At 42.4% G+C, this 25,654-nt stretch carries 13 protein-coding genes; 9 read left to right on the top strand and 4 right to left on the bottom strand.

The window, feature by feature from the left end; genetic code table 11:
• Positions 1 to 37: 37 nt before the first annotated feature.
• Both K2F45_RS07400 and K2F45_RS07405 read right to left on the bottom strand, forming a co-directional pair.
• Complete coding sequence (locus tag K2F45_RS07400; protein WP_248933266.1) at positions 38 to 631, bottom strand: RNA polymerase sigma factor; 594 nt, start codon at positions 629 to 631, stop codon at positions 38 to 40.
• Positions 632 to 777: 146 nt separating this feature from the next.
• Positions 778 to 2,607, bottom strand: coding sequence for a right-handed parallel beta-helix repeat-containing protein (locus K2F45_RS07405; RefSeq protein ID WP_075991598.1), 1,830 nt, complete (start codon positions 2,605 to 2,607; stop codon positions 778 to 780).
• 286 nt (positions 2,608 to 2,893) lie between these two features.
• Here K2F45_RS07405 and K2F45_RS07410 point away from each other — a divergent pair, with 286 nt between their 5' ends.
• The 6 genes from K2F45_RS07410 (at position 2,894) to K2F45_RS07435 (ending at position 15,097) form a co-directional block, all read left to right on the top strand.
• The gene (locus tag K2F45_RS07410) at positions 2,894 to 5,497 is read left to right on the top strand and encodes an AfsR/SARP family transcriptional regulator (protein WP_248933267.1); all 2,604 of its coding nucleotides are present in this window, start codon (positions 2,894 to 2,896) and stop codon (positions 5,495 to 5,497) included.
• Positions 5,498 to 5,756: 259 nt separating this feature from the next.
• Positions 5,757 to 8,954: a SusC/RagA family TonB-linked outer membrane protein gene (locus K2F45_RS07415; RefSeq protein WP_248933268.1), complete on the top strand. Its 3,198-nt coding sequence runs from the start codon at positions 5,757 to 5,759 to the stop codon at positions 8,952 to 8,954.
• An 18-nt stretch (positions 8,955 to 8,972) separates the two neighbouring features.
• Positions 8,973 to 10,946, top strand: coding sequence for a RagB/SusD family nutrient uptake outer membrane protein (locus K2F45_RS07420; RefSeq protein ID WP_248933269.1), 1,974 nt, complete (start codon positions 8,973 to 8,975; stop codon positions 10,944 to 10,946).
• Positions 10,947 to 10,956: 10 nt separating this feature from the next.
• On the top strand, positions 10,957 to 11,688 hold the full coding sequence (locus K2F45_RS07425; RefSeq protein WP_075991603.1) for a DUF3823 domain-containing protein: 732 nt from the start codon (positions 10,957 to 10,959) through the stop codon (positions 11,686 to 11,688).
• 69 nt (positions 11,689 to 11,757) lie between these two features.
• The gene (locus tag K2F45_RS07430) at positions 11,758 to 12,738 is read left to right on the top strand and encodes a family 43 glycosylhydrolase (RefSeq protein WP_120336608.1); all 981 of its coding nucleotides are present in this window, start codon (positions 11,758 to 11,760) and stop codon (positions 12,736 to 12,738) included.
• Positions 12,739 to 12,835: 97 nt separating this feature from the next.
• Entirely contained in the window at positions 12,836 to 15,097 is a 2,262-nt protein-coding gene (locus K2F45_RS07435; protein WP_248933270.1) for a GH92 family glycosyl hydrolase, read from the top strand.
• Between the two features lie 186 nt (positions 15,098 to 15,283).
• On the opposite strand, the gene K2F45_RS07440 is transcribed toward K2F45_RS07435, so the two are convergent.
• Together K2F45_RS07440 and K2F45_RS07445 are read right to left on the bottom strand one after the other, a co-directional pair.
• On the bottom strand, positions 15,284 to 17,770 hold the full coding sequence (locus K2F45_RS07440) for a glycoside hydrolase family 95 protein (protein WP_248933271.1): 2,487 nt from the start codon (positions 17,768 to 17,770) through the stop codon (positions 15,284 to 15,286).
• Between the two features lie 3 nt (positions 17,771 to 17,773).
• Entirely contained in the window at positions 17,774 to 19,018 is a 1,245-nt protein-coding gene (locus K2F45_RS07445; RefSeq protein WP_075991606.1) for a glycoside hydrolase family 99 protein, read from the bottom strand.
• 323 nt (positions 19,019 to 19,341) lie between these two features.
• Here K2F45_RS07445 and K2F45_RS07450 point away from each other — a divergent pair, with 323 nt between their 5' ends.
• The 3 genes from K2F45_RS07450 to K2F45_RS07460 all read left to right on the top strand — a co-directional run bounded on the left by K2F45_RS07450 (position 19,342) and on the right by K2F45_RS07460 (position 25,651).
• Complete coding sequence (locus tag K2F45_RS07450; RefSeq protein WP_075991607.1) at positions 19,342 to 22,455, top strand: SusC/RagA family TonB-linked outer membrane protein; 3,114 nt, start codon at positions 19,342 to 19,344, stop codon at positions 22,453 to 22,455.
• A 9-nt stretch (positions 22,456 to 22,464) separates the two neighbouring features.
• On the top strand, positions 22,465 to 24,081 hold the full coding sequence (locus K2F45_RS07455; RefSeq protein WP_075991608.1) for a RagB/SusD family nutrient uptake outer membrane protein: 1,617 nt from the start codon (positions 22,465 to 22,467) through the stop codon (positions 24,079 to 24,081).
• 298 nt (positions 24,082 to 24,379) lie between these two features.
• Positions 24,380 to 25,651, top strand: coding sequence for an erythromycin esterase family protein (locus tag K2F45_RS07460; protein WP_248933272.1), 1,272 nt, complete (start codon positions 24,380 to 24,382; stop codon positions 25,649 to 25,651).
• The last annotated feature ends 3 nt before the right edge of the window (positions 25,652 to 25,654 follow it).

Below are 25,654 nucleotides of genomic sequence, written 5' to 3' on the forward strand. Positions count from 1 at the left end.
TCTTTATTATAAGAACAATATTGAGTTGGGCTAAGGACTAGTCGATGAAAAAAAAAGTAAAAAATAATAGGGGATAGATGATCGAAGAATCTCCTGGAGTACCCTTGAGTTCTTCTTTGATAAATTTTAAAGAAGACACCAAATGATTTTTTACGGTATTTGTCGAAATGGATAACTGTTGCGCTATTTCCTGATGTGATAGTCCCTCGAATCGACTCATACGAAATACGAGTTGCTGTTTTTTGGGTAGCTTTTGAACCAATTGTTCCAGTGCTTCGTTCACTTCTTTTTCCGCCAAAGGGTCTTGGTCAAAAATGCAATCATGAGATCCTTCGGAGCATAGGGGTTCGAAGAGGCTATGGTATCTTTTAAGCTGTTTGAGCCTATTGAAGCATTTATTTCGACTGATTACATAGATAAATGTTCGAATATTGCTGTCTATATCTATTTTTTCTCTTGAGTCCCAGAGCTGGAGAAAAGTATCCTGTACAATTTCTTCTGCAATGTGCTCATCCTTTAAAATATGAAGCGCAAATTGGTAAACCATTTGCGCATAGTTATCATAAAGTACCCTTAGGGCAATTTGATTACCCCGAGATAATTTGTGCAATATGGCAATGTTGTCTTTCAAATGCTGTTCTAAATGTTGTGTATAGCGTGCCTAGATAACCCGACTATTACACCTGGTTAGATGTTTGCTTTATTGAACGTAAGCTATTCTTTACGAAATTCGGCTGTTACGAACTTCGCAAAGAATATACTAAGATAGTAAAATCTCTATTGATCCAAGGTTTGTAAATCACTTTGTTTGCCATTTACCGTATTGTTTGAAATACTGCTATTTGCGACACGTTCAAAAAATAAGGGCTTTTTATTCCAATGAAAAGCAGGGTATTCCTTATTGGTCTTGATTTGGTTGTTGCGAAAGACCAATCCATTGACTGATTTGGCATAAAGAATAGGCTTATCGAAGGTTTCAAAGCGGTTGTCTTCGATGACGATATGGCTATGGAAGTATTTCTGCTGATTTTTTAAATCCGGAATTTCTGGATAGATCGATATAATCGCATTGGTAAATTGGAACATATTGGTCAAGGCATTGATGAAAGTATTGTTCCGGATGCGAATATCGTGACAGCTGCCAGTTTCATACCAACCATTGGCATCGCCACACAGGAGAATAGCTGTACCTGAAGTATGATCAAAGAGGTTGTTTTCTATCAGGGTCTTTTTGGGTGTACTGAATAAAGCACCTCGTGCTCTATTGTGGCGTACGGTATTGCCACTAAATAGTACACGTGGGGTCCACGTAAGGTTTTCGATGCCAATATCCATTTTTGTTGGGTCAATAGCAGGGTCCAAAGCATTACTTAAAGTAATCTTGAATTCGCGGATTGGATCTGAGGCTTTCTCGCGTAAAACGCTAATGGATTGGATCTTATTTTTTTTGTCCCAGAGTTCCATTGTACTGGATCGGATAAATTGGACCGTATCCCCCTGGTAGCCCCAGTCAAATCCGTAGGATTGATCGTGCATATAACGACCGATCAATGTTTTGTCATCTATTCGTTTGGTGATCTTCAGGTAGGTACCATGGATATTGATGGCATCATCCATCATATTTTCATAGAGTCCATTCTTCGATACAATGATGCCCTTGCAACCCGAAAAATGTGTTGCGTCAGCCTGAGCCGTAAAATAACGGGGATCCTGATCGCTGCGAAGTGCAATTCGGAAACCTTCCAATGTGATGTTGTCCGTTAATTGAGCTAACAAACCCATGCCTTCGGCGTAATGGACGGCGATATTTTCAAGTCGTATATTTTTTCCTTTATGGACAAATACGCCCGGGTTGGGACGAAATCCAGCGCGCATGGCAACGACGGTACCTGGTATAAGCTTGCTGTTCTTCCATTGCTGCGCTTGAATAATACCCGGAGAGAGCTCTTTCACTTTGGTTGTGCCTACGCGAATATCGCTTGTATTATAGACAATGCGTTTGGTCTTTTCTTCAAAGGCAATCCCCGATGTCGGTTTCAGTTGCCAACCTTCACCGGTATTGTAAAATATACTGTCTTTGATCGTATAGGTTACCCAAGGTGCAGTTTGATAAGTAATTGTACCGTTGATTGTATCGTTTTGTAAAATCTTGACCTGGCAGATCTGGGGACGCTCAAAATCGATGTGGATATTTTTCAAAGTGAGGTTTTTATTTTCAATCAATGCAATTGGTAACATGCGGCCATGATAGATAAAGTCTGATCCTTGTCCATCAATTGTGATATTGTCGCAATTTTCAAATGCCATACCTACGGTCTTGGGGTTGTCCTGATCGTGATTGGAGATGTAGTATTCGCGGATTATTGCCCCTTCTGGATGAAAGTCATAACGTCCCTTTTTGAATTTTAAAATAATAGGTTCTTTCTTGCCAATCTTGCTGAAGATGGATTGAATAGCTTTATTGACCAATGCAGTACTATTGTTGCCCATGTTGGGAACAACACCATAGGTGGAAAGATCGATAATCTTCGTTGCGGACTGCGCAAGGCAGTTAAAATACATGAATGGTAGGAGAAGGATAAGCAAATAAGGTTTTAGGATGTTCATGATGTCCTGCTATTGATAAATTGGTTTATATCGCACAATTTCCCTATGGGATTTGGCTTGTCGAATATAGGGATAATCGTTCAACATCCAAATTAAGTCGTGAAGCGTAGCGTTTTTTTTACGCATGTGAAAACATGGTTTTACTCATAAATGGAGGCAAAATACACGATGAAGAAGAAATTTGGTGTTAGGCAAAAGATCGCTACACCCCCTGAGGTAATAGTTGCAGAAATTTTAGATTTCTATTTAAAATTTTATATTTTTGAGATCAGGCTTAATCTAAATTGTGAAGAAAAAATCAAGACATCTTTTTCTGGTTTTATGGTTTGTACTGATCTGTCAGATTGGATCGGCGCAATATGGGTTAGAATTTGCCAGCCACAACATGGAAGCCGATAAGCGGACTAGCCTGCAGATCGGTACCAAGGAATCGATTTCTTTTCAACATAAACTGTCTGTTTCGTTCGATCTTTCCTTTTTGCCACTCCAACAGGATTATTTTGGTTATATCTTTCGACTGATTACGGATGATGGTGTCAATATCGATTTGATATACGATCGGCGGCTTGATCAGGACAAACATTTTAAATTGGTAGTGGGGGAGGACTTTACCCCGGTATCTTTCAATATCACAGCCTTACAGTTGTATTATAATTGGACGCCAATGCGCCTCGAGCTCGATATGGATAAAAAGGAGCTTTATTTTCAGGTTGGAACGGCCCGGTATTCCTATCGGCTCAATAAACAGTTTGCGCCTCAGTTTAAGCTCGTTTTTGGTGCAAATATGATGAAAAACTTCCAGACGATGGATGTTCCCCCCATGCGCTTAAAGGATATTCGAATTGCGGATAATAGCAAACTTAAATACTATTGGCCATTGAATGAGTCTTCAGGGACCAAGAGTTTAGATGAACAAAAAAAGAGTGCAGCGGAAATCGGTAATCCGATCTGGATCAAGCGGCAACGTAGTGAATGGAAAACACAGTCTTCTTTTACACTGGAAGGGCAAGCTAGTGTGGCCTTTGACAAAAATGAAGAAACACTGTTTTTTGTTGGAAATAAGCGTTTAATGATCAGTAAAATTGGTGGTAGTGATTTACGTTCGCAGGAATATGCCGATGGCAAGCTTTTGCTTGTCAATGGTAGCCAATCGCTTTTTGATCCGATCAAAAAGAACGTCCTGAATATCTCCATCGACCAAAAAATCGTTGCTGCTTATGATTCCACCAGTCGAACATGGAATAAACAATTTGATTTTCCTGCTGTAGGCACAAACTATTGGCTGTTCAACAAATATTTTAAGTCGTCCGACACGAGTATCTATATGATCGGGGGCTATGGACATTTTAAATACAAAGCGAGCGTATTGCGTTATCATCTGCCCACACAATCTTGGGATAGCATTCCTTTTACAGGTGATGAAATTTTTCCGCATTATCTTGCGGGAATGGGGCAGGGAAAGGATGGGGTATACCTGGCCGGTGGTTACGGCAGTTCCACAGGAGATCAAATGTTGAATCCCCGCATTTCAAATGATTTTCTTAAGCTTGATTTTAAAAACCACACGTCTCTAAAAGTTTACGAATTTTCATCTGCATTCGCTGATATGGTATGGGCCAATAGTCTGGTCGTTGAAGATAGTAGTGGACTGTTTTATGGATTGATTTTTCCGAACAATAAATTCAAAACACATTTACAACTGGTGGCAGGCAGCCTCAAAGGGACACAATACCAGTTTCTGGGGAGCAGTATACCCTTCGATTTTCATGACATCCGTTCTTTTGCCGATCTCTATTATGCGCCGAAATCTAAGTCCTTCGTTGCAGTTACCTTGTTTTATGATGATAAGACCGATTTGACTAAGGCAACGATTTATACTTTGCTGGCTCCCCCTTTACCGTCTGAACAGGGTATAATACCTTTGGCTAAGCCTGCGCTGCTTAAATACAGCCTTTATGCCCTCGCTGTAATGGGATTATCGCTCTTGATCTGGTGGTATCGAAAAAGAAGCAAGCAAAAAAAACAAACTATTTCCGTCATGGAAACTGATAAAATAGGAGAGCCGCACCTACAAGCAGCTCCCTTGAAGGAGACTGAACAAGATAAGAGCGGGCAATTGGTAGATCTTCCGCAACCCAAGAAAGTGGCCAAGGGATTTGAAACCCGACATGGCGCCGGAATCTACCTTTTCGGTGGCGACTTACAGATTGTGGATCTTGGTGGAAAAGAAATCACCAAGAAGTTTTCGCCATTGCTTAAAGAAATGCTGCTGATTTTTATTCTCTATACCGTACGATGGGAGCGGGGAATTAGCTCAGAGAAGCTGACTGAGCTATTTTGGTCCGATAAGAGCCAGTCCAGTGCGCGAAATAATCGATCAGTGAACATCGCCAAGCTCAATAGTTTACTCGAGCAATTGGGTGATTTTAGGGTGACCAAAAAAAGTGGTTACTGGTGCATTGAGCCAATGGATACAGTATATATCGATTACCTCCGCTTCAGCAGGATGGTATCCAATAAAAAATATTTTACAGAAACTGAAATTAGAGAATTACTCGATATAATTGACAAAGGTGGCTTCCTTTTCGAAGTGGACTATGAGTGGCTCGATAATTTTAAAAGTGAAATGTCTATTCTGGTGCTCACAACGTTGGGCAATTTTATTGAAAATCTGAATGTGCAGGATAATGCTGAACTGATTATTGAGATCTGCAATAAGATATTCTATTTTGATGAAATCAATGAGGAGGCGATGATTCATAAATGTCGTTCCTTGTTACAGCTGGGCTATCACAGCCTGGCCTTACAGTGCTATGAGAATTTCTGTCAGATCTACGCTCGTTTATATGGTGAAGCTTACCCCAAAAGTTTTAAAGACTGTCTAGATTAAGAAAAAATATTTAAAATTTTAATGTATTGATATACAGTTGTTAATGGTGTTTTTGGATGCCTGTTAATCTTCTGTTAATCTTCTATTATACCCCTCGCCAATATATTCGTTTTCATACTTAATAACCAATCAAATGAAAGCGAAAAATTATCTTCAACTCTTCCCTAGGGAATAGCGGTAATGGACTGTTTGTAGCAAACAGGTCCTCCCTAAATACATAAACCTAATACATAATTCAATAACCAATTTAAAACAATACATGAAAACAAACTTCATTTTTAATGAAAGGCCACTGCCGTGGAACAAGCTCCGTAGTTACCCTTGGCAGTGGGCATTGTCCTCGCTGCTGCTATTGTCTCCAATGGCAACCATCGCGCAGCAACAGCAGATCGAAGGTAAGGTGCAGACTTCAAAGGATAAGCCGATCGCTGGGGCTTCCATTACAGACCTCCGTACCGGGCATACCACATCGTCTGATGGTCAGGGACGCTTCAAGATTAGCGCATCGCCGGGAGATAAACTCGTGATCACTTTTGTCGGTTACCGCAAGACTGAAATGATCGTTGGGCAACAACGCCTCATGGATGTGTTGCTCAACGAAGATAATACAAGCTTGGAAGAGGTCGTGGTTGTGGGATATGGCACGCAGAAAAAGGCTTCGTTAACAGGGGCGATATCATCGGTGAACAATAAAGAAATCACAGTAACAAAAAATGAAAATGTGGTCAATATGTTAGCCGGTAAGATGCCCGGTGTCCGTATCAGCCAACAGTCGAGCCAACCGGGATCGTTTGAATCAAATATCGACATCCGCGGAATGGGTGAGCCCCTGATTGTGGTTGACGGAATCCCCCGTGATAAAGATTATCTGTCACGCATGGATGCCAATGAAATCGAAAGTGTATCCGTATTAAAGGATGCTTCAGCAGCTGTTTACGGTGTGCGCTCGGCGAATGGTGTTCTTTTGGTGACCACACGCCGGGGAAGCAATGAAGATGGAAACTTTGAAATAAACTATTCGTATAATCGTGCCTGGCAAAAGTTTCTTTATGTTCCCAATACGGTGGATGCCCTTGCCTATATGCAGCTTAAAAATGAACAGATAGGCCGCGATTTTAATAGTAATTATCCGGCGAAGATGCCTCATATTTTTGGACCGGCAGATTTTGAAGCGTATCAGAACGGCACAAAAAAGACATCCAATTATGTCGATGCGGCATTTGACAAAGTATCACCACAATATCAGCACAATCTTTCCATCAACGGTGGCGGCAAGAAAGTTAATTATTTCTTCAACCTGGGCCATATGGATCAGATGGGTGCTTACAAAAGCAAGAGTCTCAACTATAATCGCTGGAATTTTCGCTCCAACATTGATGCGCAGATCACAGATCGTCTGAAAGCGTCTTTGGATGTGGGCGGGTATGCCGATGAGACCAACCAACCACGTACGGATATCTGGGCCGTCTACAAACAGGCCTGGAGACAAAGACCTATTGTGCCGATCTATGTCAACGACAATCCCCTTTATCCGAATTTTGAGATGATCGATAACGAAAATCCGGTCGTGGTAACGGACTCCAAACAGACTGGCTATCGTAAATTTTTACGTAAGCAATTCAACGGTATTATCTCTTTAGACTATAAGGTACCCTTTGTGGAAGGCTTAAATGCGAAGGCAACCTATAATTATGATTTCAAGTACAGTGACAATACGGATTTCAAAAAGTCCTATTTTTTATATAGCTATACACCACCTGTCTATGATGGTAACGGCCAGATTATAACCCCTGAAAAGTATAATGCACATGAGAAAAATGCTCCTACGACCGTGAGGCGGAGTTCCTATCCGGATACGCATTCTCTGATGCAGTTCTCGTTGAATTATAACCGTCGTTTTGCCGAAAAACACCAGGTCTCCGGTTTGTTGCTTTTCGTCGAAGAATATAACAAATGGGATAGCTTCTATGCACAGCGGGAGATCATGGTCAATTCGGAATATCTATTTGCTGGTGAGGACAAGAACCAATTGGCAAATATGGAAGGTATTGGCGAACGTACAGCACGAGGTTTGGTCGGTAAGTTCAATTACGATTACTTAGGTAAATACATTGCCGAATTTAGTTTTCGTTATGATGGCTCATCTAAATTTCCAAAAGAATCACGCTGGGGATTTTTCCCGGCAGCCTCGGTGGGTTGGCGTATCAGCGAAGAAGGGTTTATTAAAAACAACTACAATTTTATCAATAACTTAAAAATAAGGGCATCCTATGGTAAGCTGGGGGATGACCGTTCGGCAGGTAATTACCCTTCAACCATCGTTGGTTATGCACTGGAACCCAATGAAACGGGGTGGATCTTTGGTGGAAACCTCGTGAATGGGGCCCTGCCTACTGCAATTCCCAACCCTAATCTCACTTGGTATACTTCCAAAACTGCTGACGTGGGTTTGGATATGGATCTATGGAACGGCAAGCTGGGCTTGACTTTTGATTATTTTAACCGTAATCGCTCAGGCCTTTTGGCGACAAGCCTTGACTTGATCCCTGGTACTGTTGGTGCCAACCTACCGCAGGAAAATCTGGAAAGCGATCGCACGTTCGGCTATGAGCTCTCTTTGACACATCGCAATAAGATCAATGATTTCAATTATTTTATTAATGCGCAGGTCTCTTCTACCAAGAGTCAATTTGTAAACCGCGTAGAATCAAAAGCGGGTAATTCGTATGACAACTGGCGTAACCGCTATTCTAATCGTAATAAGGATATCTGGTGGGGCAAGGAGTACGCCGGACAGTTTGGATCGTATGAACAGATTTATAACCACCCAACATTGGTAAGCAGCGGCACATTGCCTGGTGATTATTACTATCAGGACTGGAACGGCGATGGAGTGATCAACGATGCCGACAATCATCCTATTGCAACGTACAATATGCCTTTGGTCAACTATGGTTTTACGTTAGGAGGATCGTGGCGGGGTCTGGATCTAACGATGAATTTTCAGGGTGCTGCAAAAGTGTATGTACAATATAGTGAGGTACTGGCAGGACCACTGCAGTTTGACGGTGGTGCTTTGACGCAGTTTTTGGACCGTTGGAGACCAGTTGATGCCGGTGCCGATCTATTTAACCCAAGCACACAATGGCTTGCTGGATATTATCCTTCTACGGGCTCTGCCATGGCCGAAGGAACCCGGGCAGTTCAAAATGCCTCCTATCTGCGTCTGAAAACCTTAGAACTGGGTTATTCTCTCCCGCAACAATGGTTGAAGACACTAAAAATAAAAAATCTAAGGATCTATGCGAGTGCTTATAACCTGTTGACATGGACAGGTCTCAAATATACCGATCCCGAGCACCCAGGATCTGCCGGAGGTTCTTCATCGGGTGATATTGATGTGTACAAATATCCCATCAATAAAACCTACAACATTGGAGCATCCATTAAATTTTAATCTCAAAACGAACAAAACATGAAAAAATCAATCGCTATAGCAATCATTGGCCTTTTTCTGTGCTCGGGCATGCAATCCTGTAAAAAAATGGATCTGGATCCACTAGGGGTATTAGGTGAAGATGCGCTTTTTGGAAATGAGGCTGGAGCACGTAAATATGTCGCTGGAATGTACAGCTATCTACCCATAGAAGACTTTGTATATCATCCTGAAAGAGGATTTAGATGGGACAATTATTGGCAAAATTCGGAAACGCTTGCGGCCATGAGTGGCGAGATGACCGGACAATTTTGGGGGGTAGCTGGGGCACAGGGCTTTGGTTACTGGCCATATGATCGCATCCGGAATGTCAATACCCTGATTGCAGGCCTACCTAAATACAAAGCCAATTATACCGAGCAGGGGTACAACCAGATCTTTGGGGAAGCCCATTTCCTACGAGCTTTCTATTATTTTGCTTTGGTTAAGCGCTACGGTGGGGTACCTATTATAAAAGACGTGCAGGATCCAACAGCCGATAAAGAACAGCTCTTGGTTAGCAGAAATAAAGAATCTGAGGTTTATCATTTTATCAATGAAGACTTGCAGGTGGCTATTTCAATGATGTCTGGAAGCAGCGAACGTGGCCGCGCCAACAAATATGTGGCAGCAGCTCTACTTTCCCGCGCCATGTTGTATGCCGGTAGTATTGCTAAATATAGTTCGTATAGCAATCTCTCTGGCGATGCCACAGACAAGCAGTTGGTAGGTATCAAAAAGGAAGAAGCGGAATGGTTCTTCAAACAGGCTTATGATGCTGCAACAACCGTGCTGGCAGGACCGTACAGTCTGTACAATAAAAATGCACAGGATAAGGAACTCAACTACGTAAATTTGTTTTTGGACTTAGACAGCCCTGAGGATATTCTGATCAAGGAGTACAGTCTGACCGCACCGCACAACAACCGTCTCAAACATAGCTATGACGCTACGCATTTGCCCAATCCGACCTTTTCGAGTGACAATGAGTCTGCGGCATACCCCGTATTAAATGTCGTGGAGTTATTCGGTGAACTTCCAATCACTGATGCCGGTGGAAAACCAGTACGCTATACGGACCGTAAACAGCTGTATGCCGATTTGGAACCTCGTCAGCGGGCCACATTTTACTTCTCGGGAATGGAATTGCGCGAAGGCGCCGAAAGACGGAGTTTTGATATTCAGCGTGGACTCTATAAAACCTTTCCCGGTAAGGCTTCTGATGCACAGATGGGCGCGGGTACTGCGGCGATAAATAGCGAGTCAAATCGAATCTTGGCTGGCCCCAAGAATAGCCTGTTTGATTACAATGGTACGAAGATCAACATAACAGGCGAGCATGGCATGTGGAAAGATGGACATGCCAACAATACCCGAACTGGATTTTACATCCGTAAATACATTAACTATAAAATGTCTACCAAGGATGTGAAGTTATATAACAGTACACAACCCTGGAAGGTCTTTAGGCTCGCTGAGATACTTTTGAATAAGGCAGAAGCTGCTTATGAACTTGGCCTGATCAAAAATGATGATGCACTTAAACAGGAAGCATTTCAATACATCGCGCAGATCCGTAATCGTGCTGGTGCCAAGCCTTATCTCTATACAGCTGCTTCGGCAAACCTCTCCGGTAAATATGGTTATCCCTTGGATGGAAATCTGCAGTTTATACGTGAGGAGCGCGAACGTGAACTTTGCTTTGAAAATCACCATTGGTGGGATATGCGGAGATGGCGCATTGCAGATGTGGAACTCAACAACTTTGTACCCAATTCGCTGATGCCTTACCTTGTATTGGATGAACTGAAATATGCTCCGGGCGGCGAACGGATCAACTCCTTTATTTTTATTCGCGAAAAGGAACCTTGGAACAAGACGTTCAACTTTGAAAAGAAATGGTATTATGAACCTATTCCGGGTGGAGAACTGAACAAAAACCCTAATCTATATCCACAGAACCCTATTTACTAACCGAGCGGAAATGAGAACGATATATTTATTTACAGCATTGACAGGCTTGTTATTTTTAAATGCCTGTTCGAAAACAGATAATTACGATGGCCCGAATGCGAGTATGAAAGGGCAGGTCATTGATAAGGTAACGAATAAACCCTTCCTGACCGGACAGGGCGAATTTAGCATCCGTTTGCTAGAAACCAGTTGGAGCGACAATCCCGCACCGCAGGATATCGCCGTCAAGCAGGACGGATCGTATAACCATACAAAACTCTTTCAGGCAACGTATACGCTCCAGCCCTATGGTGGTGCATTTTGGCCAGCACAGAAGATCGAAGGTTACCAACTGGGTGCTAATGCAGAGCAAAACTTTGAGGTGACCCCCTACTTACAGATTAAAAATGTGAAGTGGACCCTAAAAGCCGAAAATAAACTGGAAATCTCCTGTACGCTTGCCGCACCTATTACGGGTGGATTGCCGCAAGTGATTGAGGTTCGCCCATTCCTGAGTCTGACACCATACTGTGGGGCTGGCAACCGTATTGATGCGTATTATAAGGATGAATATCGCGCATTGATCAATCAAAACTGGGAAAATATTGGCAATATGCAGACCGGAGAAGGGAAGGAAACTTACACGATCAAGGATATTCCATTGAAATCAGGGTACACCTATTATGTACGGATGGGTGCAAAAGTGCGCGACACCTACGAAAAATTCAATTATTCGGAAGTGGAGGTTATTAAAGTACCTTAAGTAAAGAATCTAAACAATAAGCGGGACTTGGTGCCCGCTACTACTACTCAATACTAAATAATTATTCGGATGAAACAATTTATTAAAGCAGGTTCCAGATGCCTATTGGGCATGACATTATTTTTTGCCACACACTTGCAGGCGCAAGATAATCCATTTATCAAACATATGTATACCGCAGACCCTTCGGCACGGGTATGGGCCGATGGCCGCCTGTATGTGTACGCTTCACATGATATTGCTCCGCCTCAAGGTTGCGATCTGATGGATCAGTATCATGTGTTTTCGACGGCGGATATGAAAACATGGACCGATCATGGCGAAATATTACGCGCCTCACAAGTCCCATGGGGTAGAAAAGAAGGTGGATTTATGTGGGCTCCGGATTGTGTCTATAAAAATGGTACTTATTATTTTTATTTTCCACACCCGAGTGGTACGGAGTGGAATAAGACCTGGAAAATAGGTGTAGCTACGAGTAAATCACCAGCAAAAGATTTTGTGGTACAGGGCTATGTAAAAGGTGCCGAAGCACTTATTGATCCGCACATCTTTATCGATGATAATGGACAGGCCTATTTTTATCAAGGGGGCGGTGGTGTCTGTAAAGCGGGTAAGCTCAAAGACAATATGATGGAGATTGATGGTGAATTGCAAAAGATGGAAGGTTTGGAAGATTTTCACGAAGCTTCATGGGTACACAAGTATAATGGGAAATATTATCTGTCCTATTCTGACAATCACGATGAGAACTGGAAAGATGGAGTAAAAGGAGATAACCGCATGCGCTATGCGGTAAGTGATAGCCCAATGGGACCATGGAAATCGATGGGCATCTATATGGATCCGACGAATAGCTATACAAACCATGGCTCCATTGTCAAGTTTAAAGGTAAATGGTACGCTTTTTACCATAACAGTGAATTGTCACAAAAAAATGGCGAATTCAACGATTGGCTTCGTTCCATCTGCGTAGACCGCTTGGAGTACAATAAGGACGGTAGTATCAAGAAGGTAAAGCAGACTGGATTATTGACAGGTCCCAAATAATCGATGGACACGAAGACGATATGTTGCCAAAAAAAATTAACTTTAGGGGCGGAACAACTGTTTCGCCCTTAAACCATCGAACACTTAATTGTTTAAAATGCTAACGAAGAATATCAAACGTAAAACCAATACATTGTTACGCACAATATGTTGCTGTTCTCTTCTTTCGGTCGGTATGCTAAAAGGTTTTTCCCAAGCTAAAATGACGAAAGATTATGTTGACTATGTCAATCCTTATATGGGAAACATCAGCCATTTATTGGTGCCAACCTACCCAACGGTCCACTTGCCAAACAGCCTTTTGCGCGTTTATCCTGAGCGGGGAGACTATACGTCAGACCGTCTGTTTGGTCTGCCGCTTATCGTTACCAGCCATCGTGGAAAATCGGCTTTCAATCTTAGTCCCATGATGAAATTGCCAAGCAGTTTGAAACCGGTACAACTGTATAGTTACGATCAGGAGGAAATACATCCGTATGCCTATTCGGTGCTATTGGATCAAGAGAATATTCAGGTAGACTATGCGCTGTCGCATCAGTCGGGGATGTATACCTTTACGTTTCCGACAACTTCGACAAAATACCTTCAGTTCAACTCACAGGAAGGGAAACTTCAATGGGATGGACAGGGACTTTCGGGGACACAGGATATTGGTAATGGTACGCACGTGTATATTTATGCTATTCCCGAATCCAAGCCTGTTGCGGTAAAGCGACTGCAAGGCCAACAACTGGAAAATGCAACAGAAACTGCCGGTAAGAATTCGTGTATGATATTGGAGTTTAATCAGGCAGGGACTAGCTTGCGCATGAAATATGGTGTTTCATTTATCGATGTCGCACAGGCAAAAGCCAATTTGAAACGTGAAATCAGCGATTTTGACCAAAAGAAGCTGGCTGAAAAAGGGCGTAAAATATGGAACGATGCTTTAGGTAAAATTGCTGTGGAAGACGACAATGAGTCCAATAAACATGTGTTTTATACCTCCTTATACCGCACCTACGAACGGCCAGTCAATATTTCTGAGGATGGACGTTATTATAGTGCGTTCGACGGTAAGGTACATCAGGACGAGGGCAAACCTTTTTTTACCGATGACTGGATCTGGGACTCCTACCGTGCACATCATCCATTGCGGGTACTGTTAGAGCCTGGCACAGAATCTTTGATCCTCAATTCTTTTGTCCGGATGTCTGAACAAATGGAGCAGCTTTGGTTGCCTACTTTTCCTGAGATTACCGGCGATAGTAGACGGATGAATTCCAATCATGGTGTAGCAACCTTGTTGGATGCTTACCGCAAAGGCGTGCGTAATTTTGATATCAAGAAAGCCTATCTGGCAGCAAAAGGTGCGATTACAGAAAAGACGCTGGCTCCTTGGTCGGGTAAAGCCGCGGGGAAATTAGACGAATTTTTTAAGGAGAAAGGCTATATTCCAGCATTGTACCCAGGTGAAAAAGAAACGATACCAGAAGTGAACGGTTTTGAACGGAGACAACCGGTCGCTGTAACCTTGGGTACCTCTTACGACTTATGGTGCTTGGCACAGCTTGCTCAAGAATTGGGTATTCAGGCTGATTATGATCTCTTTATGAAGCAATCTTTCAATTATCGAAATCTTTTCAACGAACAGACCAAATTTTTCCATCCCAAAGATGACAAGGGAAATTTCATCATGCCTTTTGATTATGTGTTTTCTGGCGGACAGGGAGCACGGGAGTATTATGGTGAAAATAATGCCTGGATCTATCGCTGGGATGTACAACACAACATTCCGGATCTGATCAAATTGATGGGGGGAAATGAATTGTTTGTCAAGTATCTCGATGAGATGTTTCAGCAGCCTTTGGGTCGGTCGAAATTTGATTTTTACGCACAGCTTCCAGATCATACAGGTAATGTTGGACAATTTTCCATGGCGAACGAGCCGGCTTTGCATATTCCTTATCTCTACAATTACGCCGGACAACCTTGGATGACACAGAAACGGATACATAAACTGATCGGTGAGTGGTTTAGAAACGATCTAATGGGGGTACCGGGTGATGAAGACGGTGGCGGGATGTCAGCTTTTGTGGTCTTTTCCCAAATGGGCTTCTATCCTGTAACACCAGGTCTGACTTCCTACCGCATCGGATCTCCATTTTTTCAGAAAGTGAGCATACAGCTTCCTAATGGCAAGTCTTTTGTAATTATCGGCAAGAATGCATCTGCAAAAAACAAATACATTCAATCGGCGAAATTAAATGGGCAGCCGCTGAACGTTCCACAGTTGACCCATGCCGATGTGCTGAAAGGTGGTACATTGGAATTTGTGATGGGGGATAGCGCAAATCGAAATTGGGGAAAGGGAAGCTAACAAAGCTTGCTTACCGGCATGTGTATGTCAGAAAGTAAAAAAGGTAAAAAGCGCTGTTGATCATCGATCAACAGCGCTTTTGTTTATGGATAGCTTTGTCCTATTGTCTATACGCGGTAGGATATTCGCCTTGCTTTAAATCGAATAACCAAAACTTTGATAAGCAGCTCAAATATGGATGCTCCCTTATTGAAACATATCGGGGGTAATCAAGACTGCTGTACCTTTTGTTCCATTCCGTTCGATCTGTTTACCTGCATAGCTGATACAGACCGGACCATTACTGCTGGGTAGGATTTCGGCTTTTTTAAGCTTACCGTTTTCCCATTGTATATTCACCGTACGATTACCTCTTGCTTTAAGTCCGGTTACGCTTCCCTGATCCATGTTGTGGCTTAAAGCGGGTAGCAGCTCGATCAGGTAATTGTTGTTTTTGTCCCTGACCTGGCTTTGCAGCAGCATTTCGGCAATCGCTGCGGTCGCGCCAAAGTTCCCGTCAATTTGGAAAGGTGGGTGATTATCGAACAGATTGGGCAGTGTCTTGTCACTGATCAGGTTATACAATAAGCGGTAGGCATGTTCTCCGTCATGCAATCTATTCCACATATTGATTTTCCAGGCTAGACTCCAACCTGTACCATGATCGCCCCGACTTAATAGCGTCTTTTTTGCAGCTTCGGCTAGTTCGGGCGTATTAACGATTGAAATCTGGTTGCTCGGATGCAAACCAAATAAATGTGAGGTATGCCTATGATTTACCTCTGTCTCTTTATAATCTTCGATCCATTCCATAATGCGGCCTGTTTCTTTGCTGATTTGTGTTGGAATAAGTTTGGTTAAGGCAGCTTGACAGCGTTGTCTGAAATCAGGATCGCAATCTAAGAGCTTTGTGGCTTCAACACAATTTTGCAGGAGGTCGCGGATAATCTGTGTATCCATGGTGGCACCGTAGGTAAAACTGGAAACTTCACCCGATGGTAGGATAAAACTATTCTCAGGGGAATGTGAAGGGTTGGTGGTCCAATAACCGGCAAATGATTTACCTTGGGGGATTTTGACCATAAAATCCAAAATAAATTCAGCCGCTCCTTTCATAATAGGATAAGCCTGGACTTTTAAAAATTCTCGGTCGCCAGTATAGTTATAATGTTCCCAGGGGTGCTGCGCCATCCAGGCCGATCCCATGGGCCAAATGCCCTGTACGCCATCGGCTGGAGCTGTGTAGCCCCAGGCATCGGTGAGATGATGTACCACCCAGCCTTTGGCTCCATAGAGCTTGCTTGCGGTACGCTCACCAAAAGGAATTAATGCCTTCGTCAGGTCAAATAGGGGCTTATGCAATTCAGAAAGATTGGTTACCTCGGCAGGCCAATAGTTCATTTGCAAATTAATATTGGTATGAAAATCAGCATTCCAAGGTGGATCCATCTGCCAAGCCCATAAGCCCTGCAAATTTGCCGGCATATGTCCTGGACGTGAACTGCTGATTAAAAGGTAACGACCAAACTGAAAGAATTTGTTGACTAAGGTATTAGGTATCTTTTGCAATTCTTTTGTCAACCGAATGAGTGAATCGGTGGGTAGTTTTGCGAGTTTATCTTGTTCTGGATCAGGAAGATTCAACTTGACCCGATTAAAATACTGTTGGTAATCTTCTATATGAGCTTGTTTTAACTGTTGATAATGCTGTTTGTTCAGGCTACTGATTACCTTGCGGCAGCTTGCAAGTGGATCAATATCCACCGGGGTTTGTGGATAGGCGATATGCTTCAATCCGGGATAATCCGTAGCAGCGGTGACGATGATGGTAATCTCATCTGCTCCGGTAATCGCTATGCGGCCGTCGGCATTGATAAGTTTACCGCCTTTAAGGATTACTTTTGCAATTGCGGCAAACTTTGTTCCGCGCTCATGGGCATGAGCAGATTGGCCAATCTGACCCTGAAGTAGCAATTGTGTGGGATCTGTCGGATCAGCCGTGCAACTGAAATCCTGGGCTCTTTTCCAGGTGAAGTTTAGATCGAGTGCCTGTTTCTTGTTTGCTGTATAATGGATGACCATCGCGTTGGCAGGAGCTGAAATGAATGACTCGCGAAAGAACTTGACGCCATTATACACGTAGCTTGTTTGTTGCAATGCACGCTCAAGATCAAGCGAGCGCATATACTGTTCAGCTTTAAGATGGGGCATATCAAACCATAGTTCGCCAAGCGACTGATAGGGTTTGATGTTTTTGGGTAAGCCCATCAAAGTTGTGTCTGCAAGGTCGATTGCTTCTTTATTTTTACCTTCAAAAAGAAGTTTTTGTATGCGGGGCAGATACATTTTCCCCTTGGGATTATTGGGATCCTGCGGATGACCGGCCCAAAGCGTACTTTCGTTCAGTTGGATGCGTTCATCGGCGACACCACCAAAAAACATAGCACCGAGCTGACCGTTACCGAGCGGTAGCGCTTCCTCCCAAACTCCTGCGGGGCGTGCATAGCATAACGTTAAAGGGCCTGCGGAAAGACTTGCTGCCGACTGAATCTGTGTGCGGTCTGTCCAGAATTGCGTGATCTTATGTTGCCGCTGACTAGATGGGGCATCTATTATTTTAGTGGACTGCTGTGCCTTAATTGTTGTTTTGCCCATCAGTAGCAGTGCGCAGTATAGGAGCGTTTTTATTTTCATCTTTTAGTTTCTTTTTGGTTGTTTTACGGGGACTGAGGTTTTGGTTTTTAGGTATTTGCTTGCCTGTCCGGTTAACCAAAGATAATGATCATTGGGAAGATTATCTTCAATACCGACAAATGAACCTGTTCCATTAAGTGGGACATCTTTTTGATGCAGTGTCTTGAATATGGCGGTACCTTCGTCGACTTCATCAAACATGGCGATGTAGAGCATTTGAGCACCAATTGAGAGGTTATACTGTAATTGTTTCCATAAGAAATTTCCGGAATCACGAGGGACAAAGGCACGTGAACTCCCAGTCATGTTCGTCCAGGAGAATCCAGGGAAGCAAAGTGGAGCATAATCGATTTGATGTTGTTTGCACCAGTCCATATCATCTTTGATCAGGGATTTGAACTGATCGAATCCGGCCTGATTATATCGACCAACAAACCAAGGCATAATGATATCTGATTTTTTGATGAGTTCATGCAAAAATGGATCGGATTCAGTATCCTGGCGTAATTCTCGCCAATAAGTCGGTACGCCAAGAAGTACGCTATAGCCGTTTTGTTTGAGGTAATTGACAATACGCTCGGCTGTTTTGAGATTATACTTGCGACCGTCGTTAAATCCGATACCCCAAACGGCAATCAGTGGTTTGCCATGATGAAAAAGATAGGTTTTGGCGCGATCACGCTTTTTGAGGTTCCATTCTTTTTCAAGGGCGGCTACATCGTCCATTAAGATTTTGTCGTCACCATCTTTAATGCCACTAAGGTCGTACATCACGCAGATTGCGCGGTCAAATTCATTGGCTGAATGAATAGCCGAAGTCAACACTGTGTTGAAGTGGTTGCGACCACTGGGGTTAGCGATCTCACCCACGAATCGTTGCATAAATACGCCATCGATTCCGTATTGTTGCATCCATTTAAAATGGAGGTTGACGGAAGAATAGTCATGTGCGCTATAGAGTTTAGCGGGCTTTCCCTCTTTTGTCATAAAAGGACTGTCATAGGTTATTTGATAGGCGCTGACGTCGGGCCAAAAATCGATATTTGTAGAACCGGGTTGGAATCCGTTTTTTCCACGGTAATGGTACCATCCGCGGTCTGCACCATCCGTAGGACTATTGAACCAGCCTTGGTAGCCGGCCATAACAAGGCCGCTATACGAGTCGTATTGTTTTTGTGCGAATAGTAAGCCTACCGAAAAAAGTAGACAGATGCCAAGAAGATGGAATTTGAGCGTTTTAGCTATCATATCGATTTATAATTAAGTTATGCCGCTAAATATCGATTAACCCAATTAATAGTCCATTAATAAAGTATTAATGGAACATATAAGTATTTGTTTTTAATATAACAACAGCGTTCCAGCTTGGATGCAGCCGGTTGCATTGTTTTCTATACTAAAAAAGTGACAAAGTGAATTTCAATAAATAGAAGTCAATCGATTGCGTTATTTACGCAATCGATTTCGTGACACCGTTGTTTTGTTCCCATAAAATATCCCTCTAATTTAACGGGCTGAACCAGTCAATCTAATACTAAACTGACAGACTCAATTTTACTAACTATTTAATTATGATTTCAAAATTTACAAGTAACCAAAAGGTAAGCCTGCTTGCTATTGCTCTTCTTGTTGCGTCTTCGCAAAGTTTGTGGGCCGCAGAAATGCCGATTGCATTTAAACATACAGCAAACAAGGCCGCTCAGAACCAAGTTACCGGGAAAGTAACCGCAGAAGATGGTCCTCTTGCGTCTGCGACTGTTTCGGTCAAAGGAACATCGGTATCGACATCTACAGATGCAAAGGGAACATTTGCAATTCGAGCTAAAGCTGGAGATATTTTGCTTGTTAGTAGCGTTGGCTACAAAACCAAAGAAGTGACAGTTACAGGAACGACCCTATCAATTCAGCTGGAAAGTAATAATGAGGCTTTGGAGGAAGTGGTCGTTGTGGGATTCGCTAAACAAAAGAAGGTAAATTTAACCGGTGCGGTACAAGCGATCACGTCAAAAGATCTACAGGATCGTCCGGTTACCAATGTATCTTCTGCGATCCAGGGTAAATTTTCGGGTGTAACGATTACCCAAAATTCAGGACAGCCCGGTAAAGACAACGGTACGATCCGTATTCGTGGGCTGGGTACCATCAATAATGCGAATCCGCTTGTTATTGTTGATGGAATAGAAAGCTCGATGAATAATATCAACCCCAACGATATTGAAAGTGTTTCGGTATTGAAAGACGGACCTAGTGCAGCAATTTACGGCTCTAAGGCTGCAAACGGGGTTATCTTGATTACGACCAAAAAGGGCGGTAGTGGCAAGCCGCAATTGAATTATACAGGCTATGCCGGTATTCAGGATCCAACACGTCTACCGGAATATATGAACTCTTATGACCATGCTGTTATCTTAAATGAGGCCCTTAAAAATGAAGGGAAGACACAGCGTTTTTCCCAGCAGGATCTTGAACTTTTCAAAAATGGATCTGATCCGGACGGTCATCCCAATACGGATTGGTTAGGACTGCTCTACAAGGGATCGGGCTTTCAACAATCGCATAATTTGCAAGTTACAGGTGGAACAGAAGATGTGCAATATATGGCTTCGGGAGGCTACTTAGGACAAAAAGGCGTTATCAAGGTAGCGAGCTCTGACCGTTATAATTTACGCACAAATGTTGGTGCAAAAGTATCTTCAAGACTTCGATTTGATCTAGGACTGGCGTATAATTATCAACGCATCACCGAACCCGTAAACCCCTATACCGGTGATATGGCGCAGATCTTTAGACAGGTAAACCGTATTCCTAGTTTTATTCCTTATAAATACAGCAATGGAGTATATGGTCGTGGTAGCGATGGTAACCCAATTGCATGGATGGATCTCGAAGCCAAGGATAATATGACCTATAAACATACACAGGTCAATTTCTCCGGTGAATTTCAGATTATGGATGGACTGAAGATCAAGCAGGTTGTAGGCTTTCAACCGATCGACAATATGTCTTCCAAATTTGTCAAAGACATCCAATACTACGCGCCAAATGGTGATTTGGGACCTAAACAAGGGGTGAATAATTTGACTGTTTATAACTTCCAATCTGAACGATTGACTTTTCAAACCTTGTTGACCTATGACAAAAAGATTGGTAACCATCAGATCAATGTTTTAGGCGGTTTTATGGATGAAACATTCCGTGCGGATTACTCCAGTGCTTATGCACAAGGTTTCTTAAATAATGATTTTTCGGAACTGAATTTGGGTAGCAAGGACGGAATGAAAGTCGATGGAGGAGCCAAAAAGCTAATATTACGCTCTTTCTTCGGTCGTATCAATTATGTGTTTGCAGATAAGTACCTATTGGAAGCCAATGTGAGACGTGATGGGACATCGCGATTCTTGGGAAGCAATCGTTGGAGTACATTCCCGTCGTTTTCAGCCGGCTGGCGTATTTCTCAGGAAGATTTCTTTAAAGAATCTTCTTTGTCCGATGTAATCTCAGAATTGAAATTAAGAGGCGGTTGGGGTAAACTAGGAAACCAACAATTAGCGGCAACATCAGACAATTCATATCCTTCTTCCGACGCTTATTATCCAGGCTTATTTACCATTTCTCCTGGTTATAACTATTCTTTTGGTGGTGAGATTAGTTCCGGTGGAGCCATTGTAGAGTCGGCAAACCCAATATTAAAATGGGAGTCAACGACAAGTACCAACATTGGTCTAGACCTGAACTTCAAAAATAATCTGGGCTTTGTATTTGAATACTTTGACCGTAAAACTGATGGGGTGTTGTTAAAACTGCCTGTATCGAACTTATATGGTCTTCCAGCGCCTTACCAAAATGCAGGAAAAGTGCAAAATAATGGGGTAGAGCTACAAGTCAACTATCAAAATAGTATCGGAGATTTCAAATATAGCATTGCCGCAAACGGTTCTTATATCAACAACCAGATTAAAAAATGGGCTAGTGACGAACCACAGGTCAATGGAACTTTCTATATCTATGAGCAGGGACGACCAATCCGTTCGTTTTATGGCTACGAAACTGCTGGAATCTATCGTTCGGACGAAGAGTATAAAAACAGTGGTATTCAAGGCGTGAACGGAACTGTAGGTGCTGGTGATATTATCTATAAAGATCAAAATGGCGATAAGAAAATAGATGGAAATGACCGTGTATATCTAGGTTCGCCCGATCCAAAATTTATCTTTGGTCTGACCTCCAATATGAGTTATAAAAACTTTGATCTGAGCCTATTCTTCCAAGGTGCGGCTAAAGTACAGGGATATCTTTGGGGCGAAGCCATTGGCGGGATCTCGGGATCGGATAAACCGACAACCATTTTTGCAGATCGTTTCAATGCAGAGACCAATCCAAACGGATCTATGCCGAGGGCGTTAACCAGTTGGTCACAAAATAGTCCTTCAGGCACTCCTTCCGATTTCTGGATCCAGAATGCAAGTTATGTCCGCTTGAAGAATATCACCTTCGGTTATACCTTACCAAAAACGTTTACGGATAGAATCGGTATTAAGGGGGCTAAAGTATACTATAGTGGACAAAATCTCTTGACTTTTACCGGATTTGCTAAAGGATTTGATCCAGAGGCTCCAGCGGATTCTAGAGGTAATTACTACCCCCAAGTGAAAACAAATGTGTTTGGTCTTAACGTAAACTTTTAATTGAAAATCATGAAACTTAGAAATATAACGATTGCATTGAGCGTAGCCACCTTACTGTTCTCTTGTCAAAAACTCGATCAGGAACCGTTGGATGCCTATAATGCCGATAATTTTTGGAAAACGGAAGCTGAAACCGATTTTGCTGTAACAGGTTTGTACAGCGGTACAAGGGGAAGCGACGGTAAGCTGGCCGAAGGATCTGCTTGGGAAGACGGTACCCAGATCTTTTACATGGACTGTACTTCGGATAACTCCAATAGTGATTTCCCTTGGGAAGGATTCCAGGCTTTAGGAAATGGCACCGCAACACCGACAAACGCTGGAAATGCAGAGGCACGCTATACGTACGAGCATATCCGTCGAGCCAATTACATCCTTGAAAATATTGAAAAATCGCCGGTTAATGCTGAAAAGAAGAAGCGGCTGACCGCCGAGGTACGCGTTATACGAGCATACAAGTATTTTGATATGGCAACCTTATTTGGGGGAGTACCTATCATTACGAAAACTTTGACGACAGAAAATTCGTTCGTACCTGCAAATACGCAAAAGGAAGTATTGGAATTTGTGGAAAAAGAATTGAAAGAAGCTGCTGCAGATTTGTCGTTTGCTAAGGGAGGCGGCCGTATGTCCAAAGGTGCTGCCCTTGGTTTATTGGCGCGCTGTTATGCTTTTGAGAAGAAATACCAGGATGTCATCAATACAACACAGGAGATCATTTCTTCGGCTAATTATAAATTATTCGATGATTATGCGACCTTATTTGAAGAGGCAAATGAAAATAACAGTGAGGTCATGATGAATATCGAATATTTGGTAAATATTCAAGGATATACTTCACTTGGTATTATGCTGCCCAATTCAATGGGGGGATGGGGGTCTATTGTACCAACACAGAGTCTGGTAGATGCTTACGAAACTGCCGATGGACAGACTATTGGCGAGTCAAAATCTTATGACCCTGCCAGTCCATATGAAAAAAGAGATCCACGCCTGGGCGCAACAATTGTTTACCCAGGAGCACTGTACAATGGTAAATATTTCGATCCATTAAATCCGAAATCGGAAGATTATCCATCTGGTCCAGATAATGCATCCAGCACAGCTTACAACTATAAAAAATATATCCAAAATCCGAGCAGTTATGCGAACATTTGGAACGTAGGTACCAACATTATTGTGATGCGTTATGCCGAAATGCTTTTGTTAAATGCGGAAGCAAAGATTGAATTGGGGATTATCGATAATACCGTATATGATAATATCGATCTAGTTCGCCAGCGCGCTAAGATGCCAAAAGTAGACAAAGCCGTATACAGTGGCCAGAGCAAACTGCGTGAATTGGTACGTCGTGAGCTGCGTGTAGAATTCGCCGGAGAAGGACGTCGTCGCTTTGATATTATTCGTTGGGGAATAGCCAAAGACGTAATGAATGGTCCTGTAAATGGCGCGCTGTCCAAAGGTACGGTGGATCCTAAAACAGGCAAGGTTACCTATACTTCGTTAACTGATCGTTTTTTCTCTGAAAATAGATCGTTCAAAGCTGGAAAAAATGAATTGTGGCCAATTCCACAAGCTGTCATCGATAATAGCAAAGGAACGTTGAAGCAAAATGTAGGGTATTAATTTTCTCCTGCTATATTTTTTACGAAGCAAGCAAGCAAGCAAGCAAGCAAGCAAGCAAGCAAGCAAGCAAGCAAGCAAGCAAGCAAGCAAGCAAGCAAGCAAGCAAGCAAGCAAGCAAGCAAGGCGGTTAAGTGTTATACTCACTTAACCGCCTTTTTATTGTCATGTTATATTTCTAATTTTTTTTGTGTAATTTTTTATGGAAAAAGAAAAAATGATCATCATATATTAAAATACGTCCTACTTTAGCGTAATACGCAGTAGATAGATCAATTATGAATTATATAAACTGAGATAAATGAGAAGTGTTCTATGCGCACTTGCGGTAACGATTATCTTAATCTTATCGTTTAATAAACTTGTTTATGATGATATGCCCGTAGCCAACGCTACGATAGTATTGACCGAAGTAAATCGTCATAAACAAGACGTCAAAAGTATCTTAATGACCGATAGTAATTTTTCGGATTTAAGTTTTTTTGATGCTATGCTAAAAAACAATAGAATCCTGATGTTGGGCGAAATGATGCACAATGATGGCGAAACTTTTAAAGCGAAAGCCAGGATCATTCGTTATCTCCACGAACAGCTGGATTATGATGTTGTTTTATATGAGGCAGGGCAGTATGATATGTGGATGATGAATGCACAGATGGATACCCTGATGGATAAGTCGCAGGAAAAAACGATCGGTGGTACTGGACTATTCGACTTCTGGTGGCAAAATCAGGAAAATCAGCCCCTCTTAACGTATTATAAAAAAACAAAATCAACAGAGCGTCCAATGATCCTCGGCGGATTTGATATCCAATTTTCAGGCAGGGGCTTATCAAATATACGCGTAAAATTATTGGAAGATTTCCTGCTTAAAAACGGGATAGATTCGACCAAATATCCGTTATTGAAAAAAAATAGCAACAGGCTGGAGTATCTAACTTATGAACCTTTTGCCAGTAAACGGCTCAATGCGAACGAAAAAAAACAGTTCCTGGCAGAACTGGATGAGTTGAACCGTAGGATCCTCAGCGGCGTAAAAGACTCGGAGCATCTGATCTATAGCCGATATCTGTCTGATATGAAGCACAACTTTGACAAATCTTGGCGCTATAAAACTGGGTCGATGCAGAGCATGCATTTTAGAGATTCACTGATGGCGGAAAATCTAACCTATCAGATCGATTCGCTTTACGCCGGCAAAAAGATTATCGTCTGGTGTGCCAATATCCATAGCTTTTCTGCGCCATACAATAAAGATTATCGGCCCCTCGGGACTTATCTAAAGCGTAAATACGGCGCTCAAGCGTATAGTCTGGATTTTACTTCCTATGGACGATATGATAAAACTGGCCGTGTTGTCGATAGAGTGGGTAAGTTGGCCGTGGAAAATGTATTTCATGCCACTAAATCACCCTATTTCTTTTTGGATCTTCGTCACTTGCCCAACAATAGCATGTTAAAACAACGTTTTAGTTCAGTCATTAATCAGGGGATTGATGAAGAAAGAAAATGGCACGAGTTTATCGATGGCATTTTCTATATCGATATCAATAAAGATCCAATTTACCGCTAACAG

Source organism: Sphingobacterium siyangense (genome assembly GCF_023277505.1).
GTDB lineage: Bacteria > Bacteroidota > Bacteroidia > Sphingobacteriales > Sphingobacteriaceae > Sphingobacterium > Sphingobacterium siyangense.

Coding starts and splice junctions, on each gene's coding strand:
- K2F45_RS07430 (WP_120336608.1), top strand. CDS start 11,758: ATGAAACAATTTATTAAAGCAGGTTCCAGATGCCTATTGGGCATGACA.
- K2F45_RS07425 (WP_075991603.1), top strand. CDS start 10,957: ATGAGAACGATATATTTATTTACAGCATTGACAGGCTTGTTATTTTTA.
- K2F45_RS07435 (WP_248933270.1), top strand. CDS start 12,836: ATGCTAACGAAGAATATCAAACGTAAAACCAATACATTGTTACGCACA.
- K2F45_RS07445 (WP_075991606.1), bottom strand. CDS start 19,018: ATGATAGCTAAAACGCTCAAATTCCATCTTCTTGGCATCTGTCTACTT.
- K2F45_RS07440 (WP_248933271.1), bottom strand. CDS start 17,770: ATGAAAATAAAAACGCTCCTATACTGCGCACTGCTACTGATGGGCAAA.
- K2F45_RS07415 (WP_248933268.1), top strand. CDS start 5,757: ATGAAAACAAACTTCATTTTTAATGAAAGGCCACTGCCGTGGAACAAG.
- K2F45_RS07450 (WP_075991607.1), top strand. CDS start 19,342: ATGATTTCAAAATTTACAAGTAACCAAAAGGTAAGCCTGCTTGCTATT.
- K2F45_RS07455 (WP_075991608.1), top strand. CDS start 22,465: ATGAAACTTAGAAATATAACGATTGCATTGAGCGTAGCCACCTTACTG.
- K2F45_RS07460 (WP_248933272.1), top strand. CDS start 24,380: ATGAGAAGTGTTCTATGCGCACTTGCGGTAACGATTATCTTAATCTTA.
- K2F45_RS07405 (WP_075991598.1), bottom strand. CDS start 2,607: ATGAACATCCTAAAACCTTATTTGCTTATCCTTCTCCTACCATTCATG.
- K2F45_RS07420 (WP_248933269.1), top strand. CDS start 8,973: ATGAAAAAATCAATCGCTATAGCAATCATTGGCCTTTTTCTGTGCTCG.